Raw genomic sequence first — 21,326 nt, 5'->3', positions numbered from 1 at the left:
TACTATAGGACTAAAGTACGGGTACACGTAAAATACGATCAAACACCCACAAAATAATACAAAAGAAGTATTTGCAGTATCTAAATTTGTTGACTAAAACTAACTTAGCGTGAATTAAATTTAGTCGATAAAAGAGGATGATATGACTATTAGCGAAAAGTTCACTACCAAGAAACTCTCTGTATTTTTCACTTTATTATTTGCTGCAAACGGCAGCTTTTTTAATGCTAATGCAGAACAAGTTTCAGTGATGCCGCTAAATTATGTGGCAGATAAAGCAATTTCAACCAACCCTGAAGTGCAACAAGCTTGGCATGCATTTAAAGCATCTATGCATGGTATTGATGCGGCACGTTCTGGCTATTTACCCACAGTGGATGTGTCGGCCAGTGCTGGGTACGAAAAGCGCAATTACGGTATTGAAGAAGAATATAATCGTAACACTGCCGAATTAACGCTCGGGCAAATGCTTTACGATGGTTTCAGAACCTCAAATAACGTAAAACGTTTTGAACGAATCCAATTAATACGTTATTTCGAATTATTAGATCAAGCCGAAAAAACAGCACTCGCTGCAAGTATCGCTTATTTAGACGTACAAAAGTTTACCGAGCTTGTTGAACTTGCTGAAATTAACCTTAAAGAACATGAATCAGTTTATCAGCAAATTGAACAAAGTGTGGGAGCTGGCGTTGCGCGTGCTGCTGATCTTGAACAAATTAGTGGTCGTCTGTCATTAGCGCAGTCAAACGTGATGACAGAATATGAAAACTTGCATGATGTCAGTGCACGCTATTTGCGTATTATTGGCGAGCTTCCGACTCAAGGTACGGTAAAGGCAAAGTTGAGTGATGACGCAATCCCCATCACAATAAATCAAGCCCTTGATATCGCCTATAAAAACAGCCCAAATTTTTATGCATCGCTTTACAATATAGAAGCACAAAAAGCCAATGCAGACTCGCAAAAATCGGCCTTTCATCCGAATGTTGATTTATCTGCACGCTACGGCATGCAAGACCGAGACGAGTTAGGGTTAAACGAAACCCGCTCTGAGGCACGTGTTGGTATTGATGTGAGATACAACCTCTATAACGGCGGACTCGATAGCGCAAATCTAGACCAAGCCTATCAAGAAGTGAACGTTGCTAAATATCAACGCGATCAAACATGTATAGAAATAAGGCAGAACTTACAAATCGCCTACAACAGTGTACAAGTCCTACAAAGCAAAATACCTTCGCTCGCTAACCATAAAGAATCGTCGCAAAAAGTTAAATACGCCTACAAAGACCAATTCGATATCGGTCAGCGCACATTGCTCGATGTACTTGATGCAGAGAATGAATCATTTCAATCTAATCGCTCTTACACTGCAGCCCTTTACGATAGACAAGCAGCCATACTAACGATGCTAGCCGAAATGGGGAAATTACTTGAAACCCTCAATGTAAAATCAGATAAATTCCCTGCAATCAGTGAGCTAACCGACGACCCTATCGCACTCAGTGCTGACAGTATTTGTCCTAAATTTGATGTTGCAGCGACCCTGAGTCGACAAGCCTTTTTACAAAAAAAGAAGCAACAAGATAACGCGTATATGAGTGTGACAGCCATGCCGAGTTATCTCACCATTCCAACAACACCCGCAAGCACCTTCGTTGACGATGACAACGACGGCGTTGCTAACGAAAATGATGATTGCCCATCAACTCCTGCTTTTACGGAGGTCGATGAAAGAGGCTGTACAAAGTACCGTAGCAACACTAGCAATGTCGAAATAGGTATTCCCTTTCTTGCCGACTCTAGTGTTGTACGCCCTGAATATATGCAAGAAATTGCAAGACTGGCAGACTTCTTAAAAGAACACCCCAGTAAAAATGTCGAAATCCAAGGCCATGCTTCATTAGAAGGCCCTGCTCTTTACAATAAAAAACTGTCAGAAAAACGTGCTTTTTCGGTCGCTGAAATACTCATTCAACAATACGGTATATCACCAACAAGAGTGAAGTCATTAGGCTATGGAATTGATCAGCCAAGAATAAATGAGATTTCTGTTCGCGCAAACGCAGCAAATCGTCGCATTGAAGCGGTAATAACCGAAAAAGGTAATCGCCCACCCGCCATGAAAGACGGCTGGTCTTAAACTTTAGGTTTATTAATAATGGACATTTTATGCAAGAGAACGATGTACTCGACCACGGCGGCAGTCTTGTAGACTGCCTAGAAATTTTATGCCGCTATCATGATCGAGAGTTTTCTCGTGAAACACTGCTTAGTGGGCTTCCCCTTGAGGATGGCTTATTAACGCCATCGGGTTTCTCGCGAGCAGCAAAACGTATTGGTTTTAAAACCAAGGTTGTGCGTAAAGCACTTTGCGACTTAAACGTTGCTTTGTTACCCGCCGTATTAATTTTGCAAGGCAATGAGGCTTGCGTCATTACAAAACTCGACACTCAAAATGATAAAGTCGAAGTGATCTACCCCGAGATGCCAGACTCTGCTGTGACATTAAGCCTTGAAGAGCTTTATAAAACCAGTACATCGATGATCATTTATGCACAACCCGAGTTTGCCTTTGATGCGCGCTCCCCCGTACTGCAAAAACTGTCGAAAGACGGCTGGTTTTGGGGTGTCATTAAAGAGTGTCGAAGCTTATACAAAGATGTCATTATTTCTGCCATTGCTTTGGGCATTCTTTCCATTGCAATGCCATTGTTTGTCATGAATGTTTATGACCGCGTTGTGCCTAACCATGCCACTGAAACGTTATGGGTGCTTGCCACAGGCGTACTAATTGCCCTTACCGCAGACTTTATTCTCAGACTCGTGCGCAGTTATTTTGTAGAGCTGGCAGCCAGTCGTATTGATGTCAAAGTGTCGGCAGTGATCATGGAACGCGTGTTGGGTATGAAGTTAAAAAACCGTCCTGCGTCAGCAGGCTCGTTTGCCAGTAATATTCAATCATTTGAGGCAGTGCGCAGCTTTTTTAGTTCCATTACATTAATTGCCCTTGTCGATTTACCTTTCGTACTGCTTTACCTCACAGTCATCGCGATTATTGGCGTTGAATTAAGCTTACCTATTATCGTTGGGGCACTGCTATTAATGAGTTACGCGCTGGCTGCCCATCGAAAACTCGAGAGCCTGTCAGAACAAACCATGAAAGCAAGCTCTATGCGCAATGCTGTTTTGGTTGAAAGCTTAACAAACATTGAAGATGTCAAAAGCTTTCACAGTGAATGTAAAACCCAGTCAAACTGGGAAAAATCAACGATTTTTATAGCCCGAGTCAATGCCCAAAGTCGCTTAATATCATCTTCTATAGCCAATGCTGGCTCGTGGGTTCAGCAGTGTGTTGGTGTGGTGATTATGTTAGTAGGTGTACACCTAATTATCGAAGGTGATTTAACCCAAGGGGGGCTAATTGCCGCCTACTTATTGTCGTCACGTACCATGGCTCCTATTAGTCAATCTGCGGCTGTACTCGCGCAATTTCATCATGCCGCAATTGCAATGCACTCGTTAAATGAAATCATGGAAAAAGACGTTGAGCGCCCCGCAGGTAAACATTGGTTAAGTCATCCAGTGTTGCTTGGCGACATAGAATTTAACGACGTACGCTTTAAATATACCGATGAAAGCAACGAAGCGCTCAGTGGTGTTAGCTTTAAAATAAAAGCCGGTGAAAAAGTGGCTATTTTAGGGCGCAATGGCTCAGGGAAAAGCACCATAGAAAAACTAATTTTAGGTTTGTATGAGCCAACAGCGGGCACGATTTCAATTGATAATAACGACATCCACCAAATAGATCCCGCGGAGCTTAGGCACAACATTGGGTATGTGCCCCAAACCATTTCATTATTTTTTGGTTCGTTAAAAGACAACATCACCCTCAGTGCGTGGCACGCTAAAGATGAGCAAATACTTTCGGCATGCCAGCAAAGTCAGTTATTTGAACTTATAAACTCTCACCCCGATGGATTCGACATGCAAGTTGGTGAGCAAGGCCGATTACTCTCTGGGGGTCAACGTCAGGCGGTTGGTATTGCCCGAGCACTGTTAAATAACCCGCCAATACTGTTGATGGATGAACCAACTTCGGCGCTTGATCACAACAGCGAAACTAAGATCATTAATAACATCAAACGCAGTTGCCAAGAAAAAACCTTAATCGTTGTAACTCACAGAACCTCGTTACTCGAACTGGTCGACCGTGTCATTGTGCTCGATAACGGTAAAGTGGTTGCCGATGGCCCTAAATCTCAAGTGTTATCAGCGTTAAATCATCAAACAGTAGGAAAAGTATCATGAGCGATAACAACCTACCTATTGAACAGCGCTCGTTTGAGCGCTTAAACAAAGCACTTGAAAAACAAAAAACAAAACGCCCTTCGCTCTTTTCAAAGTTATTTTCAGGTTGGTTATCACCCCCAACCAGTCAAGACTGGGTTGTAGATGCACAATGGGAAAAAATGCAGCAGCAACCTGCTAGCGCTAAAGTACTGCTTTATATTATTTGTTTCAGCCTGTTAGCCTTAATTATGTGGGCCGCATTTGCGCACCTCGACGAAGTAGCACGGGGCGAAGGACGCGTTATCCCGTCGCATAAACTACAGGTCGTGCAGTCTTATGATGGCGGCATGATTGAGCAAATCTATGTCAGAGAAGGCCAAATAGTTAACGAAGGCGATGTATTAATAAAGATAGATCCAACACGCTTTATTTCTTCATTTAGAGAAAACCAAGCAAAAATACTGTCGTTAACAGCAAAGGTAGAGCGCCTTAAAGCGTTAACCCAAAAAAGACCTCTCGCGTTTGATCCAGAAATTATAGAAAAAGCCCCTGAGGCAATCGCCCACGAACAAGCCATGTTTGAGAGCAGTAATCAAGAACTCGAACAGCAAGTTACTATACACAAGCGGCAATTAGAGCAACGCCGTCAAGATTATGCCGAAGCAAAAGCAGCACTTCAGCAACATACTAACTCGTTAAGTTTGGCCAATCGTGAGTTGTCTGTCACCCGCCCATTATTACGCTCTGGTGCCGTTTCTGATATTGATATTATTCGCCTAGAGCGCCAAATAGTAGAACACACAGGCGAAATAAACAGAACCAAAGCCGCCATAAACCGCACCATGTCAGCCATTAACGAAGCTAAAAACAAAGTGACCGAAGTTGAGCTTGCCATGATCAACCGCTGGAGCAACGAGTTATCAGAAGCTTTGCTTCGTCTTGATGCTGTAAAAGAAACCGAATCAGGGCTTGCCGACAAAGTAACACAAACCGAAATTCGCTCCCCCGTGAATGGCACGGTTCAACGTTTACTGGTTAATACCGTCGGGGGCATTTTACAACCGGGCAGTGATGCTCTTGAAATTATTCCACTTGATGATCAGCTCGTTGTCGAAGCAAAAATTTTACCGAAAGACATCGCTTTTTTACGTCCAGGCCAAACTGCGATGATCAAATTCAGTGCCTATGACTTTGCTATTTATGGCGGCTTAGAAGCTGAAGTAACGCATATCAGTGCTGATACCGTCACCGATGAAAGAGATAATACGTTTTACGTTGTGCAGTTAAAAACGAACCGCAATCATTTTTCAGAAAACCTGACCATTATTCCGGGCATGACCACTCAGGTAGATATAATAACCGGCAAAAAAACCGTACTAGAATACCTTTTCAAACCCATTTTACGTGCAACGTCTTTAGCGATGACCGAAAGGTAAGACGAGATAATTACAGCATTTTTACGGAGTATTCATGCGCCGCAGTATTTTTATTACACAAGATAAATTGCAATCGCCTCATTGGCAAAGTGCGTTTCCAGATTGTGCCGTTCATACCTCGTCGCCCAAGCAATTAATTGCAGACACATTAATTTGGTTGTTAGCCGATGGACCTGAGTGGCCGTCTCTCGTTGAGAAGTACAGCGCCCAACGCATACCCGTTATCGTAATGACCACACAACTTGATATAGCCCAGTTGTGTCAAGCACTTCAACTTGGTGCACGTGGTTACATAGAGGCATTTGCGAGTAAGGTGATTATCGAGCAAGTAGCAGAAACCGTGTGTTCAGGCGGTATTTGGTTACCGGGGCAGTTACTGTCGAATCTGGTCGGTGTTTTGTCAAACCAACCTATTAGCTACCAACATCAATGCGATTTGAGCTGTTTAACTAAACGTGAAAAACAAGTTGTTGATCACGTTGTCACTGGCGCAACCAATAAACAGGTTGCGCAAACCTTACATATTACAGAGCGGACTGTAAAAGAGCATATGAGCTCTATTTTTAATAAATTAAAAGTACGCGATCGTATGCAATTAATGTTGGCCGTAAAAGGCCATTAACCAACACGTTCCTCAATTGCGACTAAGCCATCAAATCCTAAACTGTGCAGTATGGCTTGGTCACTCGGGTTTTTAACTCCCTCTGCAACCACTTTAATACCTAAAGAATGAGCTAAAGAGCATACGCCACGTAAGAACGTTTGGTTGTCTTCACTAAAACTAATATTGTGGCAATAAACCGTGTCAATTTTAATCATCTCAAGGCCAAGTTCTTGTATTTTAGTGAGCTTAGTAAACTCAGCCCCCACTCTTTTAAGCGCAACTTTGGCGCCAATACAGTGTACTTGCGAACAAAAGCTTCTAAACAAACTAAACTCTTTCACTGCAAAACCCGCTCTTACCTCAAAACATAAGCGTTTAGCTAAATTCGGGTAAGCAGAAAGCCCTGTTAAAATAGAGGCCACAGCCATGTCATCTCGCAAAGTATCGGCGCTCAGCTCTATGGCAAGTATTGATTCATCCTCACTATCACCATATTCAAGGATCATCAGTTTCATTAAACTCCAATCAAGCCTTGCTAATAAGTGCAAGCGATGTGCCCATTGGTAGTAAAATCCAAAGCGATATTTTTCACCGTTTAACAGTAAACTCAATGAAATTTGCTGCTGGAGTAACGAGCCACTAAAACTACTGACTGGGTATAAGGCAATTTCAAGTTGATTCTCTTTAAGTGCAGTTTCGATTGTTGTGCGCCATTGGTCGGCATCAATATGTTCTTGATGGACCGGCACATTGTCGTTAATGCATGCATTACATCCTGGCTGGGCAATAGCAATTTTTAATAGCTGATCAACGCGTGTTAGTAACTCTCCTCGAGTATCATCGGCTTTAATAAGGCTACAACTATGAGACACCCCAAGCTCCACTTGAGCAAACTCTGCCACTAACTGTTTGTGTATATTTAGCACATTATCGCTGAGTGTTTTTAGCTCGCTGACATCACTAAATAACACTAAAAAATCGACATGCGACATACGTGCAATTTGGCTCTCACGAAAACTGTCTTCATTTGATTCTAAAAACACCACTAACGACTCTGAAAAACGGCGTAAAAATGACACCATTTCAACCCGTCCCACTTGGTCAGATAATGCATCAAGATTAATCACTCTAAACAGAAATAAAGCACCGTGTGATTGTGAGTTTTGTAAAAAGGTATCGAGCGTTGCATTAAAATACTCACGATTAGCAAGCCCCGTTAAATCGTCGTGCTGACTTTTAAAGCGCATTTCTTCTAGGCGTCGGCGGTCTTCTTTGACTGTGCGACTAAAGCGAGATGATAATTGGTTCATTGACGTGACAAGCTTGGCAAACTCGTAGGTTCTTGGCACTTTTGATTTAATAAAGCGCTTTTCACCCAGCGCCACCGCTTGTTTCATTACATCGCTCAATGGGCTTAATATTTTTGATAAGAAATAAGCACCAGCAATACATGCAGACACCGCAACCGCTAAAAAGCTATAAAATAAATGTACGGCGCTTTGCCACAGTGCATCTTGCGTATATTCGCTGTGGCTTTCGACATATAACGTACCAAATTGTTGCCAGCCATCGCTGACTTGTGCGATGCCCGGCGCCACATTTAACGAATATAAATGACGAAACCAACGGGGTGCATTTAGGGTTAGCTCACCACGGTAAATGCGTTTTATTATGGTGTCGCCTTGGGGGTCTTTGAGCTCAATACGATGGTAGTACCCGGTATCAAAAGTAGCCGAAATAAGTAACTCTATTTCCACCGGATCTTTATTCATTTGACTCAGCATTAATGCCAACGAGTTAGCATTATCGACATTTTTCATTCTAAGCTCAGTGGTAAAGTATTCTTTCGCCGAGCTGGTACTAATCAGCAAACTACTTACAAAACCAATAATGATCACCGTTAAAATGGCAATCCACAATTCCTGTTTTAAGGTAATGGTTTTATTTCTTTTGCGTTTTAACACTTTAAATACGCTCACCATTTAACTCCTTCTTTACGCGTTTGCTCTAAAATATGACGCCAACGCGATAGTCTCGCGGTTGGATCTGCCACACTTTGCGTCGAATTATTTGCCCAAAGGCCTTTACTATTAAAACTAAAAACGGGACTAAGATCGGTGCGTTTGGCTGCAGGCAGCACCTTAACAATCAAACTGTCTAAAATAAGGGGTTGGGCATTGGGCTGAGTAAAATAACCGAGCACCATGTGCGCTTGGGTTTGCCGAGTACCGGGGAGTTGGGCTTTAACATAAATAAGCCTAAGTTTGTCGTCACTGATACCCAGTGCACGTAAACTCACATACTTGGCAATCGCATAATCTTCACAATCCCCCAACCCTTTACCCATGGTCTCGAGAGGGGTCGCCCAATAGTCGTTTTGCTTCCAAAGTTCTATATCAGTTTGATAACGAAGTGTGCGGGCAAAAAAGTCATTCACAACTAAAATTTGCTGCTGCTCGGGTAAGCCTGCAGCATGTTGCAGCATGCCCTGCCACTGTCTGGCGACAGTCACTCGGTTAGCACCATAACGCTGTTGCATTTGTTGGATAAAGGTTGAAAACTCAATCACCAAACGCTCAGCAAGCGCGACGCTCGTTAAGCATAAAACCAAAAAAAAGAGGATCGAAAAAAAGCGATAGCGCCAAGCAAAGCGGCATGCACTCACAATGCCTTTACTGAGCATAGGCCATGCCAAAGAACAGAACAGCTTGGTTTAAGTAACGTGTTATCACCAGTATGCTTTTATTAAAACCGACAGTCTTAAAAGCATAGCACCCAAGCTGCAACTATGAGAATTTAACGGTTAATAATAAGTCACTTTTTTTACTTCACGCGGCTTAATTTCACCAATATAAAGGTCGTGAACGCGTTTCATATCTAGCTGTAATTCGGTTGCATACGTATCGCCTACAGCGTAGCTTTTGATCACCTGAGCGCCTTTGATCACCCCTTGCACTTGGCTTTGCAATTGATCGTTGTGCGCAACACTATTTTGCACCGTGGTGCCGGCGGAAATTTTTTGCCCATAAACTTGCTCAGCCAGCTCTCGGTAGGCTTCAAGCTTAGAGGCTTTAATTGCAAGCAGCGCTCGTTGCGATTCACTGCCGCCTGGCTGCGCACTAATAGGCGCGTAACCCACCGCTTTTAGTATTGGGTAGTCATCTGGTTCAATGTAAGTATACTCAACATGCTTATCAAAAATACTGCTACAGCCCGTTAATGCTGCGCAGGTAACAAGCCCAATAAATAGAAGTGCTCGCATAATTTGCTTCCGCTTAAAACTCATTTGTCACAAATATGCACGTTTAATGCCACTTCTGGTACATTCCTTGCTCGTTTAGGCTAATCAATAGTTATCGGTGCTAGGTGTCAGCATGAAACGTAAAATTATAGCCAGTTTACAAGGTATCGGATTAGCCTTCACAATTGTGTTTTCAAACAATAGCTTAGCTCAATGGTTTGAGTCTACAGGGCATGCCGTAGTGAAAAATGGCGACACGAGTCAGGCAAAATCAGCCGCCATTAAAGATGCGATCACCCAAGCATTGGTGTTTTCAGGAGCCCGTGTAACGTCTGTTCAAACCCTTGTTGACGGGGTTTTGACACAAGATCAGTTGAAGATCAGCAGTCATGGCGAGATCCAAAAAATAGAGTTAATCAGCGAAGACCGTCATAACGACACCTATGCCATTACACTTCGCTTAGATATATTCCCTCAAGCCGAAGAATGCCCTGCAAATCAATACACTAAGTTTATCGCGGTTACACAAAGCCAATTAGTAAATCGTGAACAGGCAAGAATGGGCCAAATTTTTGACGTTAATAAAGCGATCAGTGAGCAACTGTATGCCAGTTTAAGTAATACGCAAATGGCAGCCAAGCCAACAGCCTATTACAACGTGCCTCTTAGGGTTGATCACTTTTTTACCCAACAATACGATTACAGTAATGCCCTACTTGAAGAAATAACCAGTCGCAGTAATTCGCAATACGTGTTGCTTAGCCGTATTCGCGACCTGTCGGTTAATCAAAAGCTCAACAACGACTATGCATTTTGGCAGGACGACAGCTTTAAACGTGCTTACAAAGTCGATTATGTTTTATTTGATGGCACAACCTATGAAAAACTGTGGGAGAAAAGCTATCAAGCAGAAGGGGTCTGGCCGTACAAAAAAACCGATATCATCGATGTTTACAGCGATAGATTTTGGGCAACCGATTATGGCCGTGCAATCAGTGATGTAAACCAAACTCTGACCTACGACTTGCAAGCAGCCATGGCGTGTTTGCCCACTCAAGGCAAGATCTTACATATTGAAAACGACACGCTCATTATTAACTTGGGCAAAGCTCATGGCCTGCAACAAGGCCAAATTTTAAATATTGCGCATCACAACTACATTACAGATGCACAAGGAAATAAGCTGCCACACAAAATTACCACTTTAAACCAAGTGAAAGTAACACAGCTGTATCAGCAGTCAGCGGTTGCTACCAGTATCGATAAACAACCTTTGCCCGCGATTCAAATTAACGACATTATAGAACTAGCGGGCGCTGAGTAAGCGTTCGTGTAAGCCCTTATGAGCATTTAGCCATGCGGCTAATTGCTCTACCCCAGCGATATGTGGGTAATGTTTTCGAGTTGCAATCACAATTTGACGCTGCTGATTAGGCGCAATAGACACATAGTTAATACCCGCTCTAGGTGAACACGCCAATTTTGGCACAAAGGTCACGCCATCATCCATTGCCACCAGCGCAAGCAAGGTTTCTAAACTGTTTCCTTTATATTGATTAGACACTTCAACCCCTGCCGAAAAGCAAAACTGCTCAGCTTGCTCTTTAAAACAGTGCCCTTCATTAAGCATCAGTAACTCGCCGCCATTTAACTGTTTTAATGCAACCTCATTATGGCTTGCCAGCGCGTGCTGTTCAGATACCGCAAGTAAAAAGTCTTCTTTGTACAAAGCCGATTTGTGATAACTCTCTAAGTCTGGCACATCAGCGACAATCGCAATGTCTATTTCGCCCTTGTCGAGGGCGCTTAATATTTGTGCTGTTTGCATTTCTATAAACGAAAACTGCGTTTTAGCGAATGCATGCTTCATTGAGGTCAGCAAAGTAGGTAATAAATAAGGCGCTATGGTAGGAATAATACCCACATTAACTTTACCTTGAAGGGGGTCATGTGAACTCGCGGCCAGTTCTTTTAACACTTGAGTTTGCTCAAGTATTACAATAATTTGGTCAACTAGCCGCTGCCCTTGCGCTGTTATAGTAACGTGCTTGGTTGAGCGGTCAAAAATAGTCACGCCAAGCGCTTCTTCAAGCTTTTTTATTTGCCCACTTAACGTAGGCTGGCTGACATAACATGCATCGGCCGCTTTACGAAAGTGCTGAAATTGGGCAACGGCTTTAACATATTCAAAGTCTTTTAAATTCATATCCGTCTCAAAATGATTAAGCATTATTACTGATTGGTATTACCTATCGTATCAATACAAACAAACGATTGGAACTATTAAGAGCAAACCGTCACAATAGTACTCATCAAATCAAGAGGAATTAAAAACAATGTTAAACAATATCGAAGGTCAAAAAGTACCAAACGTTACATTTGCAACACGTGTAGGTGAGCAATGGCAGTCAATCACCACTGACGACATTTTTAAAGGTAAAACCGTGGTGTTATTTGCCTTACCAGGTGCGTTTACACCCACTTGCTCATCAACTCACTTGCCTCGCTATAACGAGCTTGCAGCCGTATTTAAGAAAAATGGGGTAGATGACATCGTATGTATTTCGGTAAACGATACATTTGTAATGAACGCATGGGCACAAAACCAAGAAGCACAAAATATTACCCTGCTTCCAGATGGTAATGGCGAATTTACTGACGGCATGGGTATGTTAGTAGATAAAAACGACTTAGGTTTTGGTAAACGTAGCTGGCGCTATTCAATGCTTGTTAAAGATGGCGTGATTGAAAAAATGTTTATTGAGCCACAAAAGCCAGGTGACCCATTTGAAGTCTCTGATGCTGATACCATGCTTGATTACATTAACCCAGCGCAAGTTAAACCAGAACCTGTGAGCATTATTACTAAACCTAATTGCCCATTTTGTATAAAAGCAAAAGCATTGCTAGACAGCAAAGGCCTTGTGTACGAAGAAATTGTATTGGGGCAACATGCGTCACTTACGAGCTTAAAAGCCTTGTCTGGTCGTGAAACTGTTCCACAAGTATTTATTGGTGGTCAGCACATTGGCGGCTCAGACGACTTAGAAAAACATTTTGCATAAGCAACGCAAAACTTCCTTTAAGGGCTACTTTGTAGCCCTTTTGTATTTGCGCTATTTAATCGTTATAAACCGCGCTGAATAAACCTTAAATAAAACCTTTAACGATTCTGCCCATTAGAAATCGCGGCCTATGTACCTTACGAACTTTTCCCCTGCTATTTTTAGCACCTTCATACCTAAACATTACTCATATTTATATTGGATATACCTACATTTTTATTACTTCTTTGTTACAAAAAGTACAAAAAAAATCTAAAATAGCCACCGCTTCACACAGTAAATACCGTCGACTCTAAATATGACTAAATGGAACACACAATGAACAAACTGATACTAGGACTCCTGCTCTCCTTGGTAGGATTCAGTAGCCAAGCTTACGCTGAAACAACAGCCGCTATTGACCTACTTAACCACCCCGTCGGCATTATCTGTGTCGCTATTTTTATTTTTGCCTATGTACTCGTTATTCTTGAAGAAAAAATCCATTTACGAAAATCAAAACCGGTTCTTGTCGCTGCCGGTATTATTTGGACCTTAATTGCGTGGCAATACAGCGCCCAAAACATGTCGGACTTAAGCACCAATGCATTTCGTCATGCGTTGCTTGAGTTTTCTGAGTTAATGCTCTTTTTACTGGTCGCGATGACGTACATTAACGCGCTTGAAGAGCGCCGCCTATTTGACGGCCTGCGTAGCTGGTTAGTCGCACGCGGTTTTAGTTATAAACAATTATTTTGGATCAGTGGCGTACTCGCTTTTTGTATTTCGCCTGTGGCAGATAACTTAACCACCGCATTGCTGCTATGTGCCGTGGTAATGAAAGTAGCAACCGATGATAACCGCTTTATTGCTATGTCGTGCGTTAATATTGTTATTGCTGCCAATGCGGGCGGTGCATTTAGCCCATTTGGTGACATAACCACACTTATGGTCTGGCAGGCCGATGTTGTTGCCTTTTCTGAGTTCTTCGTTTTATTTTTACCCGCGTTAGTCAGCTATATTATTCCTGCTTTAGTGATGTCTTTCTTTATTAACAATAAACACCCACAAACAGCCGATGAAGATGTGGAACTAAAACGCGGTGCTATCCGTATTTTATGCCTATTTTTACTTACCATTCTTACGGCTGTGGTACTTAAAACAGCGTTTGGTTTACCCCCTGTTGTAGGTATGATGATGGGGCTTGGTTACTTACAGTTCTTTGGTTATTTCTTACGTGTAACCCTACCGGGTTCACTGGCAAGAAAACGTGCTATGGCAGAGCGTGAAGGTGATAAACAGCGTTTAGAGCGTTTAGGAAACGTGGTGCCATTTGATGTATTTAGCCGCGTATCTCGCGCAGAATGGGATACCCTACTGTTCTTCTATGGCATTGTAATTTGTGTGGGTGGTTTAGGGTTTATCGGATACTTAAGCTTGTTGTCTGATTTGCTTTATAACAACTGGTCAGCAACAGGTGCAAATATAATCTTAGGTTTAATGTCGGCTGTGGTAGATAACATACCTGTGATGTTTGCAGTACTGCAAATGATGCCAGATATGTCTCATGGTCAATGGCTATTAATTACCCTCACCGCTGGCATTGGCGGCAGTCTATTGTCAATTGGTTCAGCTGCGGGTGTGGCTCTTATGGGGCAAGCGCGTGGTATATACACCTTTAATAGCCATTTAAAATGGACACCGGTTATTTTGCTCGGCTATTTTGCAGGGGTGGTCACACATTTATACCTAAATACAGGTTATTTTAACTAACTCAGTAATACGCCCTCGGTAAAGCGCCGAGGGCTTACCTCTTTATTTGCCGCTTAAAAGCACGAGGCGACAGCCCGAACCAATGTTTAAAACTGCGGCTAAACACCGAGAACTCTGCATAACCAAGGTTCAATGCCAAGGTGGTCATCGACATATTACTCATTTCGAGAGTACGTAACGTAATTGATTTTCGTGTTTCATTTAACACTTCCCGAAAGCTTGTTCCGGCTTCTTTGAGCGATCGCTCTAACTTTTTAGGGTGCATACCAAGGTTTAAAGCCACGCTGTCTTTATTGCATTCACCTGTCGGTAATAACATTGTAATGCTGTGCTTAACTAAATCGCTAATAGGTAGCACTACAGATGCACTGTTTAGTTGAAATTGCTGATTAATAATGTCGGTAATTAAATTATCTGGACGAATTGGTTTTTTCATCAAAATATGCGACGAAAACAATAAAGCATTATTTTGAGCCTGTGGCACAACTTCACATTGAAACATCTTACGGAGTATTTTTTGCTGTTCGTGGCTAATAGCCTGCTGTAAACAAATACACTGAAGCTCAAAATCAGCCCCCGCCATATCACGTAAAATACGGTAAATAAGCGCAATGCTTAATTGCACGACTAGTGTGCTGCGGCTTAACTCGTTTATCACTAAACTTATTTGCAACTCGCATTGTTTTGCCGTCAAATGTGTTAGCGCTAACTGCGCGCCTTGCACATGCATAAATGAATATTTACGTGCAATACTCAAGGCTGTCGCAATATTTTCTTGCTGCGCCATATGTGCGCCAATTAATCCTAACGCGCGGATCCCTTGGCGTAATCCCAACTTAAAACCAAATAAAGGGTCGGCCAGCTGCAGTGCCGTTAGCTCTAATAAGTGCGATACTTTTTCGTATACAATCATGTTATCAGCGTCACGCAAGTGGCTAGGTAAAAAACCCGCTTGTTTTAATAAGCTAATAGGGTTTGCACCCAGCTCATTCACCAACTCTTGATACCCAGCTAACGAACCTGCACGTACACAATAGTCCATGTTAATGCTCTTATTGCTTTGTTATGTCGCAATTTATCATGTTTTTGTCGTAAAAAGTCAAGATATACCCTGCCAGTTTACTTAGTGTAGATAGCACACAAGGTGAAAACCTTTCCCGTTCAATTGAGGATACACATATGAGCCAAATGAATTCGGTCGCTATGCAAAATGGCCAACTACATGTAAAACAAATAGCCATTCCAACACCTGGGCCTGGACAAGTACTTGTAAAAAGTCTTGCGTGTGGAATTTGCGGATCAGACATTCATATTACTCGCCATACGAGCGATGTATTTGATATTTATAAGAACCTTGGCATCATGGATAAAAGCGCAGGGAACGATCAAGAAGTATTACTCGGCCACGAATATGCCGCTGAAATTGTTAGCTACGGTCCAGATACAAAAGGCGAGCTTGCTGCGGGCACTCGCGTAACATCGGTGCCTATTTTAATGTCGGCAGGCGGTGCTGGAGTTGGAGTAACACCCGGTATATATGGTGCTTATTCAGAGTACTTTATTGTTGATGAAGCGCTATTATTACCTATTCCTGATGGCGTGCCATCAGAAGCCGCCGCCATTACCGAGCCTCTTGCTGTGGGCTTGCATGCCGTTAATCGCGCAAACATGAATAAAGATGATGTCGCCGTTGTCGTAGGTTGCGGACCTATTGGTCTTGCCGCTATTGCCGCTCTAAAACTGCAAGGCGTAAAACATATTGTTGCCTCTGACCCGCAAGAGAGTAAAAAACAAATCGCCCTTGAGTTTGGTGCAACACACTACGTAAACCCCATGGCCGATGACGAAGTAAAAACAGCGGCCACACTCGCAGGCGATCACAAGGTAGTAATTTTTGAATGTGCAGGTGTAAGCCGCCTACTAAACGACTATATTTTGCGTGCGCCAGCCAAAGCAAAAATTATTGTAACAGGCATTCATACCGCACCACTCGAAGTGAACTTTGCGTATGCAACCGTAAAAGAGCTCGACCTTATTTTCTCTTATTACTATCAACCTGAAGAGTTCGCTCAATCACTTGAGAATATCGCCTCGGGCAAAATAGCGTGGCAAAAAATGCGCACCGGCAAAGTCGGCATCGACGGTGTACAAGGCGCATTCGACACCTTATTTAAACCAAACGACCACATTAAAATTATCATCGAACCATGGCGCACAGGTGCATTAGAAAAAGTAACAGATTAGTCATCACAATGACTAAAACGGGGGTTATTCGGGTTGATATGCAACTTGGTAGCCCCTAAAACCAGCAAACAGATATTCTAAAAACCGATAAGTAAAAACCTTTGTTATTCGCTTTACCCATGGCAGTTAGAAAAACCTAACTCAATCACTTTAAATAGCTAAAGCCCTCTTATGCGGTTTAAGCTATCTACTTGTCAGAATGGCAAGAAATCTCTTACTTGGAGTTCTTTTATTGATAAACGAATTATATTCGTTGTTGTAACTTATTAATTGTTTCTTACATAACATCATGATTAATATAATCATTTAAAGGAACAGCACAATCAATTTAACAAATAAAGTCCTCACAGTAGATTTCCAAAATGCTAAATCGGGTAATTCTCGCCACATTCCACTAAATACAGATGCGTTCAACACCTTATTCACTGAAAAGATTTATCAGGTGATATAGGCCACCTATTCAAAGGTGGTAATCGGCAACCGCTAAACGATTTTAGATACAACTAGGCTAACCTACTTGAGAGTGCAAATATCACTAACTCGAGGTTTCATGATTTACACCACCACGTTACAAGCATGCTAGTAATGCCGTGTGTAGACTTAAATACTGTGCGGGAGCTGTTAGGTCATAGTGACTTAAAAATGACACTGAGATATGCGCATTTAGCGCTAGTACATAAAGCCGCTGCAGTTGATTTGATTGGATAATGAAGAATAGGTTAATATACTACAAAAATGAACCTTGTTATTTCAGGTATATTTAAGGCATATCATGCAAATTTTTTACAAAGTTCATTTATCTGGAGATTCATCCCTAATAGAGTTTCTTGAGTATTTTGATCTTCCCCTAAATTAGTATACACCTAGCTTGCCGATTTGTATCAGACTTCAAACTCTTCAGGGGAAGATCAGGTGTTAAATACCCTAATACCATTACGCTTAATTAAGTGGTCTATTTTGAGGCAATAAAACCGCGTTGATAACAAGGCAAAAATTTAGTTATTTAGTTGTTCTAAATCAGAAATTTTTAACGCAGGTAGCGACTGGTTTAATCACTCAAAATGATTAAGTATTTTTGCGGAATGGTATAAATCGGATGACACCTTGAGAGAACATATTTTAGCTATAGTGTCTATCACTATAGCTTTAATCGGATTCTTTAGACCAGTACCTGAATATGAAAACCTTCAAAGTATAATCCTAGAACTAAATAATGAGTATAGATAATGGGATGAAGGCTCTGCAAGCCATCTAGGTAACATTAGGTCTCCTGCAATCAAGGCGATGTATGGTTTGAAGAACTAATCTGTTATGTGAAATAGTAGGTTGATCATTGAGGATAATCAAAAAGGGGGGAGCTGTTAAAAGTTCATTCCTTTTTTATGTCAAAGGTGTCATAAGACGATTTTAAATTCTGAAGCATATTTTTATAAATTCTTATATAAAGCGATTAACTATACTGAACCTTGCTTTAAACTATCCACATAGTAAGGTAAGTAAGCATTTTTTATTACATTTATAGCTTTCAATTTTGTTGTAATGTTCAAAATAACGTTAAAAAGCTTATAAAATCTAACAAAAATAATTGATTTATTTTTTATAAAATCATTTAACTTCTTTTATAACAGTACGTTACTCTCATGTGTGGCGTTTGCTTCAAATTTAGAAGAGTAGTAAGATCAATTAATAAATTTTTAGTTAAGGACTTTTATATGTGATGACAATGAAAATTGCTTTTGAAAAGTAGAGAGCACTTACAAAGCAAATAAGTGCCACCTGAACGATGTACATGCATACACACGTTAATTTAATCTTTAGACGGCTTAAATATAACACCAAACAATGCAATAACACATCCGACCAGTTGGCATTTGCTTAAATTTTAATATTACATAGGGCTGTCTCATGGACATTTCACTATTAGAAATACAGCAAATAGTTTTAATTTTGTCTGGTTTGACTACTATAGTATGCCGTTTAATAAAGGCTTACTATGATTTAACTAAGCTTAAATAATGTTGATCAAAATATAGACTAACTTATATCTGGGCGCTCATTGTAGCGTTCAGATATTTTACCTGCTAACTCAGTGGATATAGCTAAATTGGACAAATTGACACAATTAAATGTTGAGCTTACTGATATAGAGAAATCAATAAGTGAACACCTTGCTGTTTCTATGTCTATATTTGCTTTTAAAAATAAAGGTGAAATCAGTCTTGAACAGTTCTTTTTTACAAAATGAAAGAAATTAAGCCAGAGAGTAATGTTGCCTAACCAACCGCTCAAACTTCGTTACGGTTGCAAAAAGCGCATCCTCCACTGGACTCGCTAGTGCTCGCCGTTTAGCAGAATGTTATTAATATCCGCTCATGACACGAAGCTGCCTGAATATAACTGGCTAGTTTAATATAAGAACATCGTTAGATTTTAAAATCTCAACTCACAATGCTAGACATGCGGTATTAGGAAAAAATGTGAGATTGGTAGCCCCTACAGGAATCGAACCTGTAACTGCCCCTTAGGAGGGGGCCGTTATATCCATTTAACTAAGAGGCCACGTTTGCGCTGGGTTTTCTAGTGACGGTCACTAGCGGTATGCAACTCGTAAAATTATAACGGGCTAAGGCTTTGGTAATCAAGAGATTATGCCAACCGACTACGGTTTTAGCCGGTTGGTATTAATTTTTGTTAGTTTAGCTGGGCTGTTGCCGACTGTATCGACTCATTTTGCAGCACAAAGTAAGGGATTACTTTGTTTGAGGTGGCGACAACTTGCTTGGTGGTTAAGTTGATCACGCGGGCATTCACTTCAACGCCACTCGGGCGATAAATTAAGGTGCCCGCTAGCACATGACTTGCAATTCGGCGCTTGGTTAATTCGTTGATATCGCGTGAAAAAACAAAATCACCTGTTTTATCAATAACCACACTATCGCGCGTCTTAAAATCAATAACACCGTAGCCAAACTTTTGCAGTTGATGATACAAGGTTTCTGCCACTTGATTACCAAGTTGGTTACTTTGTTGTAGGCTTTCATTTAAATCGACAAACGAGGTCACGGCTATGCCAAGCTCGGACTCTTGTTGCATGGTGTCGGCTATATCAAGCGCCATTTGTTCAACGTAATTACCTAACGTTTTATAATGCTGATAAGGCTTAAATTGGCGACTATTGGTTTGTAACTCTGATTCATTTTGCTGCTGAGCAAGTAGCATCATGGTGTTTATATCATAGTTAGTTGGTGCGTTGCTCGCAGTCTGGTTGCTTGGCTCAGGCGCTTGGCTAAGTAACTCACACCCAGATAAACTGAGTGTCATAGCGGCGGTTAATGCAACAAGTTTAAACTTGCTCATAGCTTACCTCACTCACTCGCTTGTTTAAGCATAATACCGTCGGTACGGTTGCTACTATCAAGAGCATCAACCACTGACTGCGGAATAAAGCCTTGTGCCGAGCCAACCACGGCTTTGCTGGCAAGCCCAATAATACGTGCATTTACCAACACACCACCTTGGTGGTTTACTAACGTGCCTGCAAGTACGTAATTAAAGTTTTGATCTTGACTCAACTCTAAATAATCACGGCTAAACACAAAATCACCGCTTGGGGTTACACGAATGTAGTCTGTGGTTTTAAAATCAACAACAGGCACACCAAACGTATGCAGTTCGTGCATGAAGCTTTCGGCAATTTGATTACCTAGTAAGCTCGATGTGTTGTATTGATCATCTAAAAAGATGAAACTCGATACGGCAAGGGGTGTTTTATCACTAACGTATTGAAGATTTTGTGCCATGTCTTGCATTAATCCACGTACATAATGATTTATATTTTTGCGCGTAGGGGCTGCAGTAAAGGTGGTGTTATTTTTAACGGCCTGACTACTTTGATAAACCGACACATTTGTTTGTGGTGCGGCAACCGCGCGCTCACTGCGAGTAAGCTGTGGCTCTTTGGTGTCTATCGTTTGTGAGGGTGACATCATTTGTGCGCAGCCGAACCCTAATGGTAAACATAAGCTGAGTAGTAAACGTCTCATGAGTGGACTCCTAATTAGTATTCACTGCGGTAGATCATGCCACCGCGCTGCTGAACTTTTTCACTTCCCCACATTACATTAATGGGGATCTCGGTACTGGCTGCAGACACGATACGCTGATCGGCTGCATCCACTAAACGGGCATTAACAATATAGGCATGTTGTTGCCGCGTTAAGGTGCCGGTGATCACAAAGTCAATATTCTGACGTTGGCGCAAATTTTTTGTATTTCTGCTTAACATACTATCGGCAGATGATTGTAAATTTAAATTATTTTCTAATCGGTACTCAATGGTATGGTAACCAAGCTGAGCAAATTGCGTCATTAAGCTTTCTTGAATTTGTTGACTAAGCCCTGCCCCCTGACCTTCTGCAAGGCCCGAATCAAGTGCATCAGCCAAGTAAAAGCTGGTTACAGCAATGCGTGCATTACTTTTAAAAGCCCCTTGAATTCGGCTTAATTGCGAACTTAAATCAGCCACATACTGGTGTACCGTATAAGGCGCCATAACGGCTTTTGGTGCTGCTGTACTTACCACTGGTTTTGGCTCTTCAGAGAGCTTACAACCCGCTAAGCTTAAAAATATTAATGACACTAGTAGACGCATAATTGCCATCCCATATCGAACATGGTTAATTAAAAGC

17 protein-coding genes and 1 tRNA gene are annotated in these 21,326 nt (G+C 41.6%); 9 read left to right on the top strand and 9 right to left on the bottom strand.

Translation table 11 applies throughout. The features are described 5' to 3' along the window. Positions 1–142 precede the first annotated feature (142 nt). The 4 genes from D0907_RS04585 to D0907_RS04570 are packed head-to-tail and all read left to right on the top strand — an operon-like array spanning position 143 to position 6,354. Positions 143–2,146 carry a TolC family outer membrane protein gene (locus tag D0907_RS04585; RefSeq protein ID WP_227006835.1) on the top strand — a complete coding sequence of 668 codons (2,004 nt, stop codon included), beginning with the start codon at positions 143–145 and terminating at the stop codon, positions 2,144–2,146. Between the two features lie 29 nt (positions 2,147–2,175). Next, positions 2,176–4,314: a type I secretion system permease/ATPase gene (locus tag D0907_RS04580; RefSeq protein WP_118844080.1), complete on the top strand. Its 2,139-nt coding sequence runs from the start codon at positions 2,176–2,178 to the stop codon at positions 4,312–4,314. Next, on the top strand, positions 4,311–5,732 hold the full coding sequence (locus D0907_RS04575) for an HlyD family type I secretion periplasmic adaptor subunit (RefSeq protein ID WP_036970229.1): 1,422 nt from the start codon (positions 4,311–4,313) through the stop codon (positions 5,730–5,732). The genes D0907_RS04580 and D0907_RS04575 overlap by 4 nt, the downstream gene beginning before the upstream one ends. A 34-nt stretch (positions 5,733–5,766) precedes the next feature. Further along, positions 5,767–6,354, top strand: a complete 588-nt coding sequence (locus D0907_RS04570; RefSeq protein WP_036970232.1) for a response regulator transcription factor — start codon at positions 5,767–5,769, stop codon at positions 6,352–6,354. Here D0907_RS04570 and D0907_RS04565 read toward each other — a convergent pair. The 3 genes from D0907_RS04565 to D0907_RS04555 form a co-directional block, all read right to left on the bottom strand. Then, the gene (locus D0907_RS04565; RefSeq protein ID WP_118844079.1) at positions 6,351–8,318 is read right to left on the bottom strand and encodes a bifunctional diguanylate cyclase/phosphodiesterase; all 1,968 of its coding nucleotides are present in this window, start codon (positions 8,316–8,318) and stop codon (positions 6,351–6,353) included. The genes D0907_RS04570 and D0907_RS04565 overlap by 4 nt on opposite strands. Further along, the gene (locus D0907_RS04560) at positions 8,312–9,019 is read right to left on the bottom strand and encodes a transglutaminase-like cysteine peptidase (RefSeq protein ID WP_083422949.1); all 708 of its coding nucleotides are present in this window, start codon (positions 9,017–9,019) and stop codon (positions 8,312–8,314) included. The genes D0907_RS04565 and D0907_RS04560 overlap by 7 nt, the downstream gene beginning before the upstream one ends. A gap of 120 nt (positions 9,020–9,139) precedes the next feature. Further along, the gene (locus tag D0907_RS04555; protein ID WP_036970235.1) at positions 9,140–9,598 is read right to left on the bottom strand and encodes an LPP20 family lipoprotein; all 459 of its coding nucleotides are present in this window, start codon (positions 9,596–9,598) and stop codon (positions 9,140–9,142) included. Positions 9,599–9,710: 112 nt separating this feature from the next. Between D0907_RS04555 and D0907_RS04550 the strand changes: the two genes are divergently transcribed. Then, complete coding sequence (locus D0907_RS04550; protein WP_036970238.1) at positions 9,711–10,901, top strand: flagella assembly protein FlgT; 1,191 nt, start codon at positions 9,711–9,713, stop codon at positions 10,899–10,901. Here D0907_RS04550 and D0907_RS04545 read toward each other — a convergent pair. Beyond that, positions 10,884–11,783, bottom strand: a complete 900-nt coding sequence (locus D0907_RS04545) for a LysR substrate-binding domain-containing protein (RefSeq protein ID WP_036971689.1) — start codon at positions 11,781–11,783, stop codon at positions 10,884–10,886. The genes D0907_RS04550 and D0907_RS04545 overlap by 18 nt on opposite strands. 130 nt (positions 11,784–11,913) lie before the next feature. On the opposite strand from D0907_RS04545, the gene D0907_RS04540 reads away from it, so the two are divergent. Continuing rightward, positions 11,914–12,642 (top strand): glutathione peroxidase, encoded by a 729-nt coding sequence (locus tag D0907_RS04540; protein ID WP_036970241.1) that lies wholly within the window; start codon positions 11,914–11,916, stop codon positions 12,640–12,642. Between the two features lie 318 nt (positions 12,643–12,960). Beyond that, a complete protein-coding gene (nhaD, locus tag D0907_RS04535; RefSeq protein WP_036970244.1) occupies positions 12,961–14,394 on the top strand; it encodes a sodium:proton antiporter NhaD in 1,434 nt (477 codons plus the stop codon). A 34-nt stretch (positions 14,395–14,428) separates the two neighbouring features. Here nhaD and D0907_RS04530 read toward each other — a convergent pair whose 3' ends face one another. Beyond that, on the bottom strand, positions 14,429–15,436 hold the full coding sequence (locus tag D0907_RS04530) for an AraC family transcriptional regulator (RefSeq protein WP_118844078.1): 1,008 nt from the start codon (positions 15,434–15,436) through the stop codon (positions 14,429–14,431). A 137-nt stretch (positions 15,437–15,573) separates the two neighbouring features. Here D0907_RS04530 and D0907_RS04525 point away from each other — a divergent pair, with 137 nt between their 5' ends. Together D0907_RS04525 and D0907_RS21265 are read left to right on the top strand one after the other, a co-directional pair. Then, on the top strand, positions 15,574–16,638 hold the full coding sequence (locus D0907_RS04525) for a zinc-binding dehydrogenase (protein WP_118844077.1): 1,065 nt from the start codon (positions 15,574–15,576) through the stop codon (positions 16,636–16,638). Positions 16,639–17,169: 531 nt separating this feature from the next. Next, on the top strand, positions 17,170–17,346 hold the full coding sequence (locus D0907_RS21265; RefSeq protein ID WP_118844076.1) for a tyrosine-type recombinase/integrase: 177 nt from the start codon (positions 17,170–17,172) through the stop codon (positions 17,344–17,346). A gap of 1,776 nt (positions 17,347–19,122) precedes the next feature. On the opposite strand, the gene D0907_RS04515 is transcribed toward D0907_RS21265, so the two are convergent. From D0907_RS04515 to D0907_RS04500, 4 genes are all read right to left on the bottom strand, one after another. Next, a tRNA-Arg gene (locus D0907_RS04515) sits at positions 19,123–19,197 on the bottom strand. A 132-nt stretch (positions 19,198–19,329) separates the two neighbouring features. Then, on the bottom strand, positions 19,330–19,995 hold the full coding sequence (locus D0907_RS04510) for a FlgO family outer membrane protein (protein ID WP_118844075.1): 666 nt from the start codon (positions 19,993–19,995) through the stop codon (positions 19,330–19,332). A gap of 8 nt (positions 19,996–20,003) precedes the next feature. Further along, the gene (locus D0907_RS04505) at positions 20,004–20,681 is read right to left on the bottom strand and encodes a FlgO family outer membrane protein (RefSeq protein ID WP_036970388.1); all 678 of its coding nucleotides are present in this window, start codon (positions 20,679–20,681) and stop codon (positions 20,004–20,006) included. 14 nt (positions 20,682–20,695) lie between these two features. Next, entirely contained in the window at positions 20,696–21,289 is a 594-nt protein-coding gene (locus tag D0907_RS04500; RefSeq protein WP_036970392.1) for a FlgO family outer membrane protein, read from the bottom strand. Positions 21,290–21,326 lie beyond the last annotated feature (37 nt).

Origin of the sequence: Pseudoalteromonas lipolytica (genome assembly GCF_003515105.1) — a bacterium.
In the GTDB taxonomy this organism is placed as follows: domain Bacteria; phylum Pseudomonadota; class Gammaproteobacteria; order Enterobacterales; family Alteromonadaceae; genus Pseudoalteromonas; species Pseudoalteromonas lipolytica.
This window is presented reverse-complemented; position numbering and strand designations above follow the sequence as displayed.

What these genes read in the sequence shown, in the direction of transcription:
- D0907_RS04585 (WP_227006835.1), top strand. Translation starts at nt 143, where the DNA reads ATGACTATTAGCGAAAAGTTCACTACCAAGAAACTCTCTGTATTTTTC.
- D0907_RS04580 (WP_118844080.1), top strand. Translation starts at nt 2,176, where the DNA reads ATGCAAGAGAACGATGTACTCGACCACGGCGGCAGTCTTGTAGACTGC.
- D0907_RS04575 (WP_036970229.1), top strand. Translation starts at nt 4,311, where the DNA reads ATGAGCGATAACAACCTACCTATTGAACAGCGCTCGTTTGAGCGCTTA.
- D0907_RS04570 (WP_036970232.1), top strand. Translation starts at nt 5,767, where the DNA reads ATGCGCCGCAGTATTTTTATTACACAAGATAAATTGCAATCGCCTCAT.
- D0907_RS04565 (WP_118844079.1), bottom strand. Translation starts at nt 8,318, where the DNA reads ATGGTGAGCGTATTTAAAGTGTTAAAACGCAAAAGAAATAAAACCATT.
- D0907_RS04560 (WP_083422949.1), bottom strand. Translation starts at nt 9,019, where the DNA reads ATGCTCAGTAAAGGCATTGTGAGTGCATGCCGCTTTGCTTGGCGCTAT.
- D0907_RS04555 (WP_036970235.1), bottom strand. Translation starts at nt 9,598, where the DNA reads ATGCGAGCACTTCTATTTATTGGGCTTGTTACCTGCGCAGCATTAACG.
- D0907_RS04550 (WP_036970238.1), top strand. Translation starts at nt 9,711, where the DNA reads ATGAAACGTAAAATTATAGCCAGTTTACAAGGTATCGGATTAGCCTTC.
- D0907_RS04545 (WP_036971689.1), bottom strand. Translation starts at nt 11,783, where the DNA reads ATGAATTTAAAAGACTTTGAATATGTTAAAGCCGTTGCCCAATTTCAG.
- D0907_RS04540 (WP_036970241.1), top strand. Translation starts at nt 11,914, where the DNA reads ATGTTAAACAATATCGAAGGTCAAAAAGTACCAAACGTTACATTTGCA.
- nhaD (WP_036970244.1), top strand. Translation starts at nt 12,961, where the DNA reads ATGAACAAACTGATACTAGGACTCCTGCTCTCCTTGGTAGGATTCAGT.
- D0907_RS04530 (WP_118844078.1), bottom strand. Translation starts at nt 15,436, where the DNA reads ATGGACTATTGTGTACGTGCAGGTTCGTTAGCTGGGTATCAAGAGTTG.
- D0907_RS04525 (WP_118844077.1), top strand. Translation starts at nt 15,574, where the DNA reads ATGAGCCAAATGAATTCGGTCGCTATGCAAAATGGCCAACTACATGTA.
- D0907_RS04510 (WP_118844075.1), bottom strand. Translation starts at nt 19,995, where the DNA reads ATGAGCAAGTTTAAACTTGTTGCATTAACCGCCGCTATGACACTCAGT.
- D0907_RS04505 (WP_036970388.1), bottom strand. Translation starts at nt 20,681, where the DNA reads ATGAGACGTTTACTACTCAGCTTATGTTTACCATTAGGGTTCGGCTGC.
- D0907_RS04500 (WP_036970392.1), bottom strand. Translation starts at nt 21,289, where the DNA reads ATGCGTCTACTAGTGTCATTAATATTTTTAAGCTTAGCGGGTTGTAAG.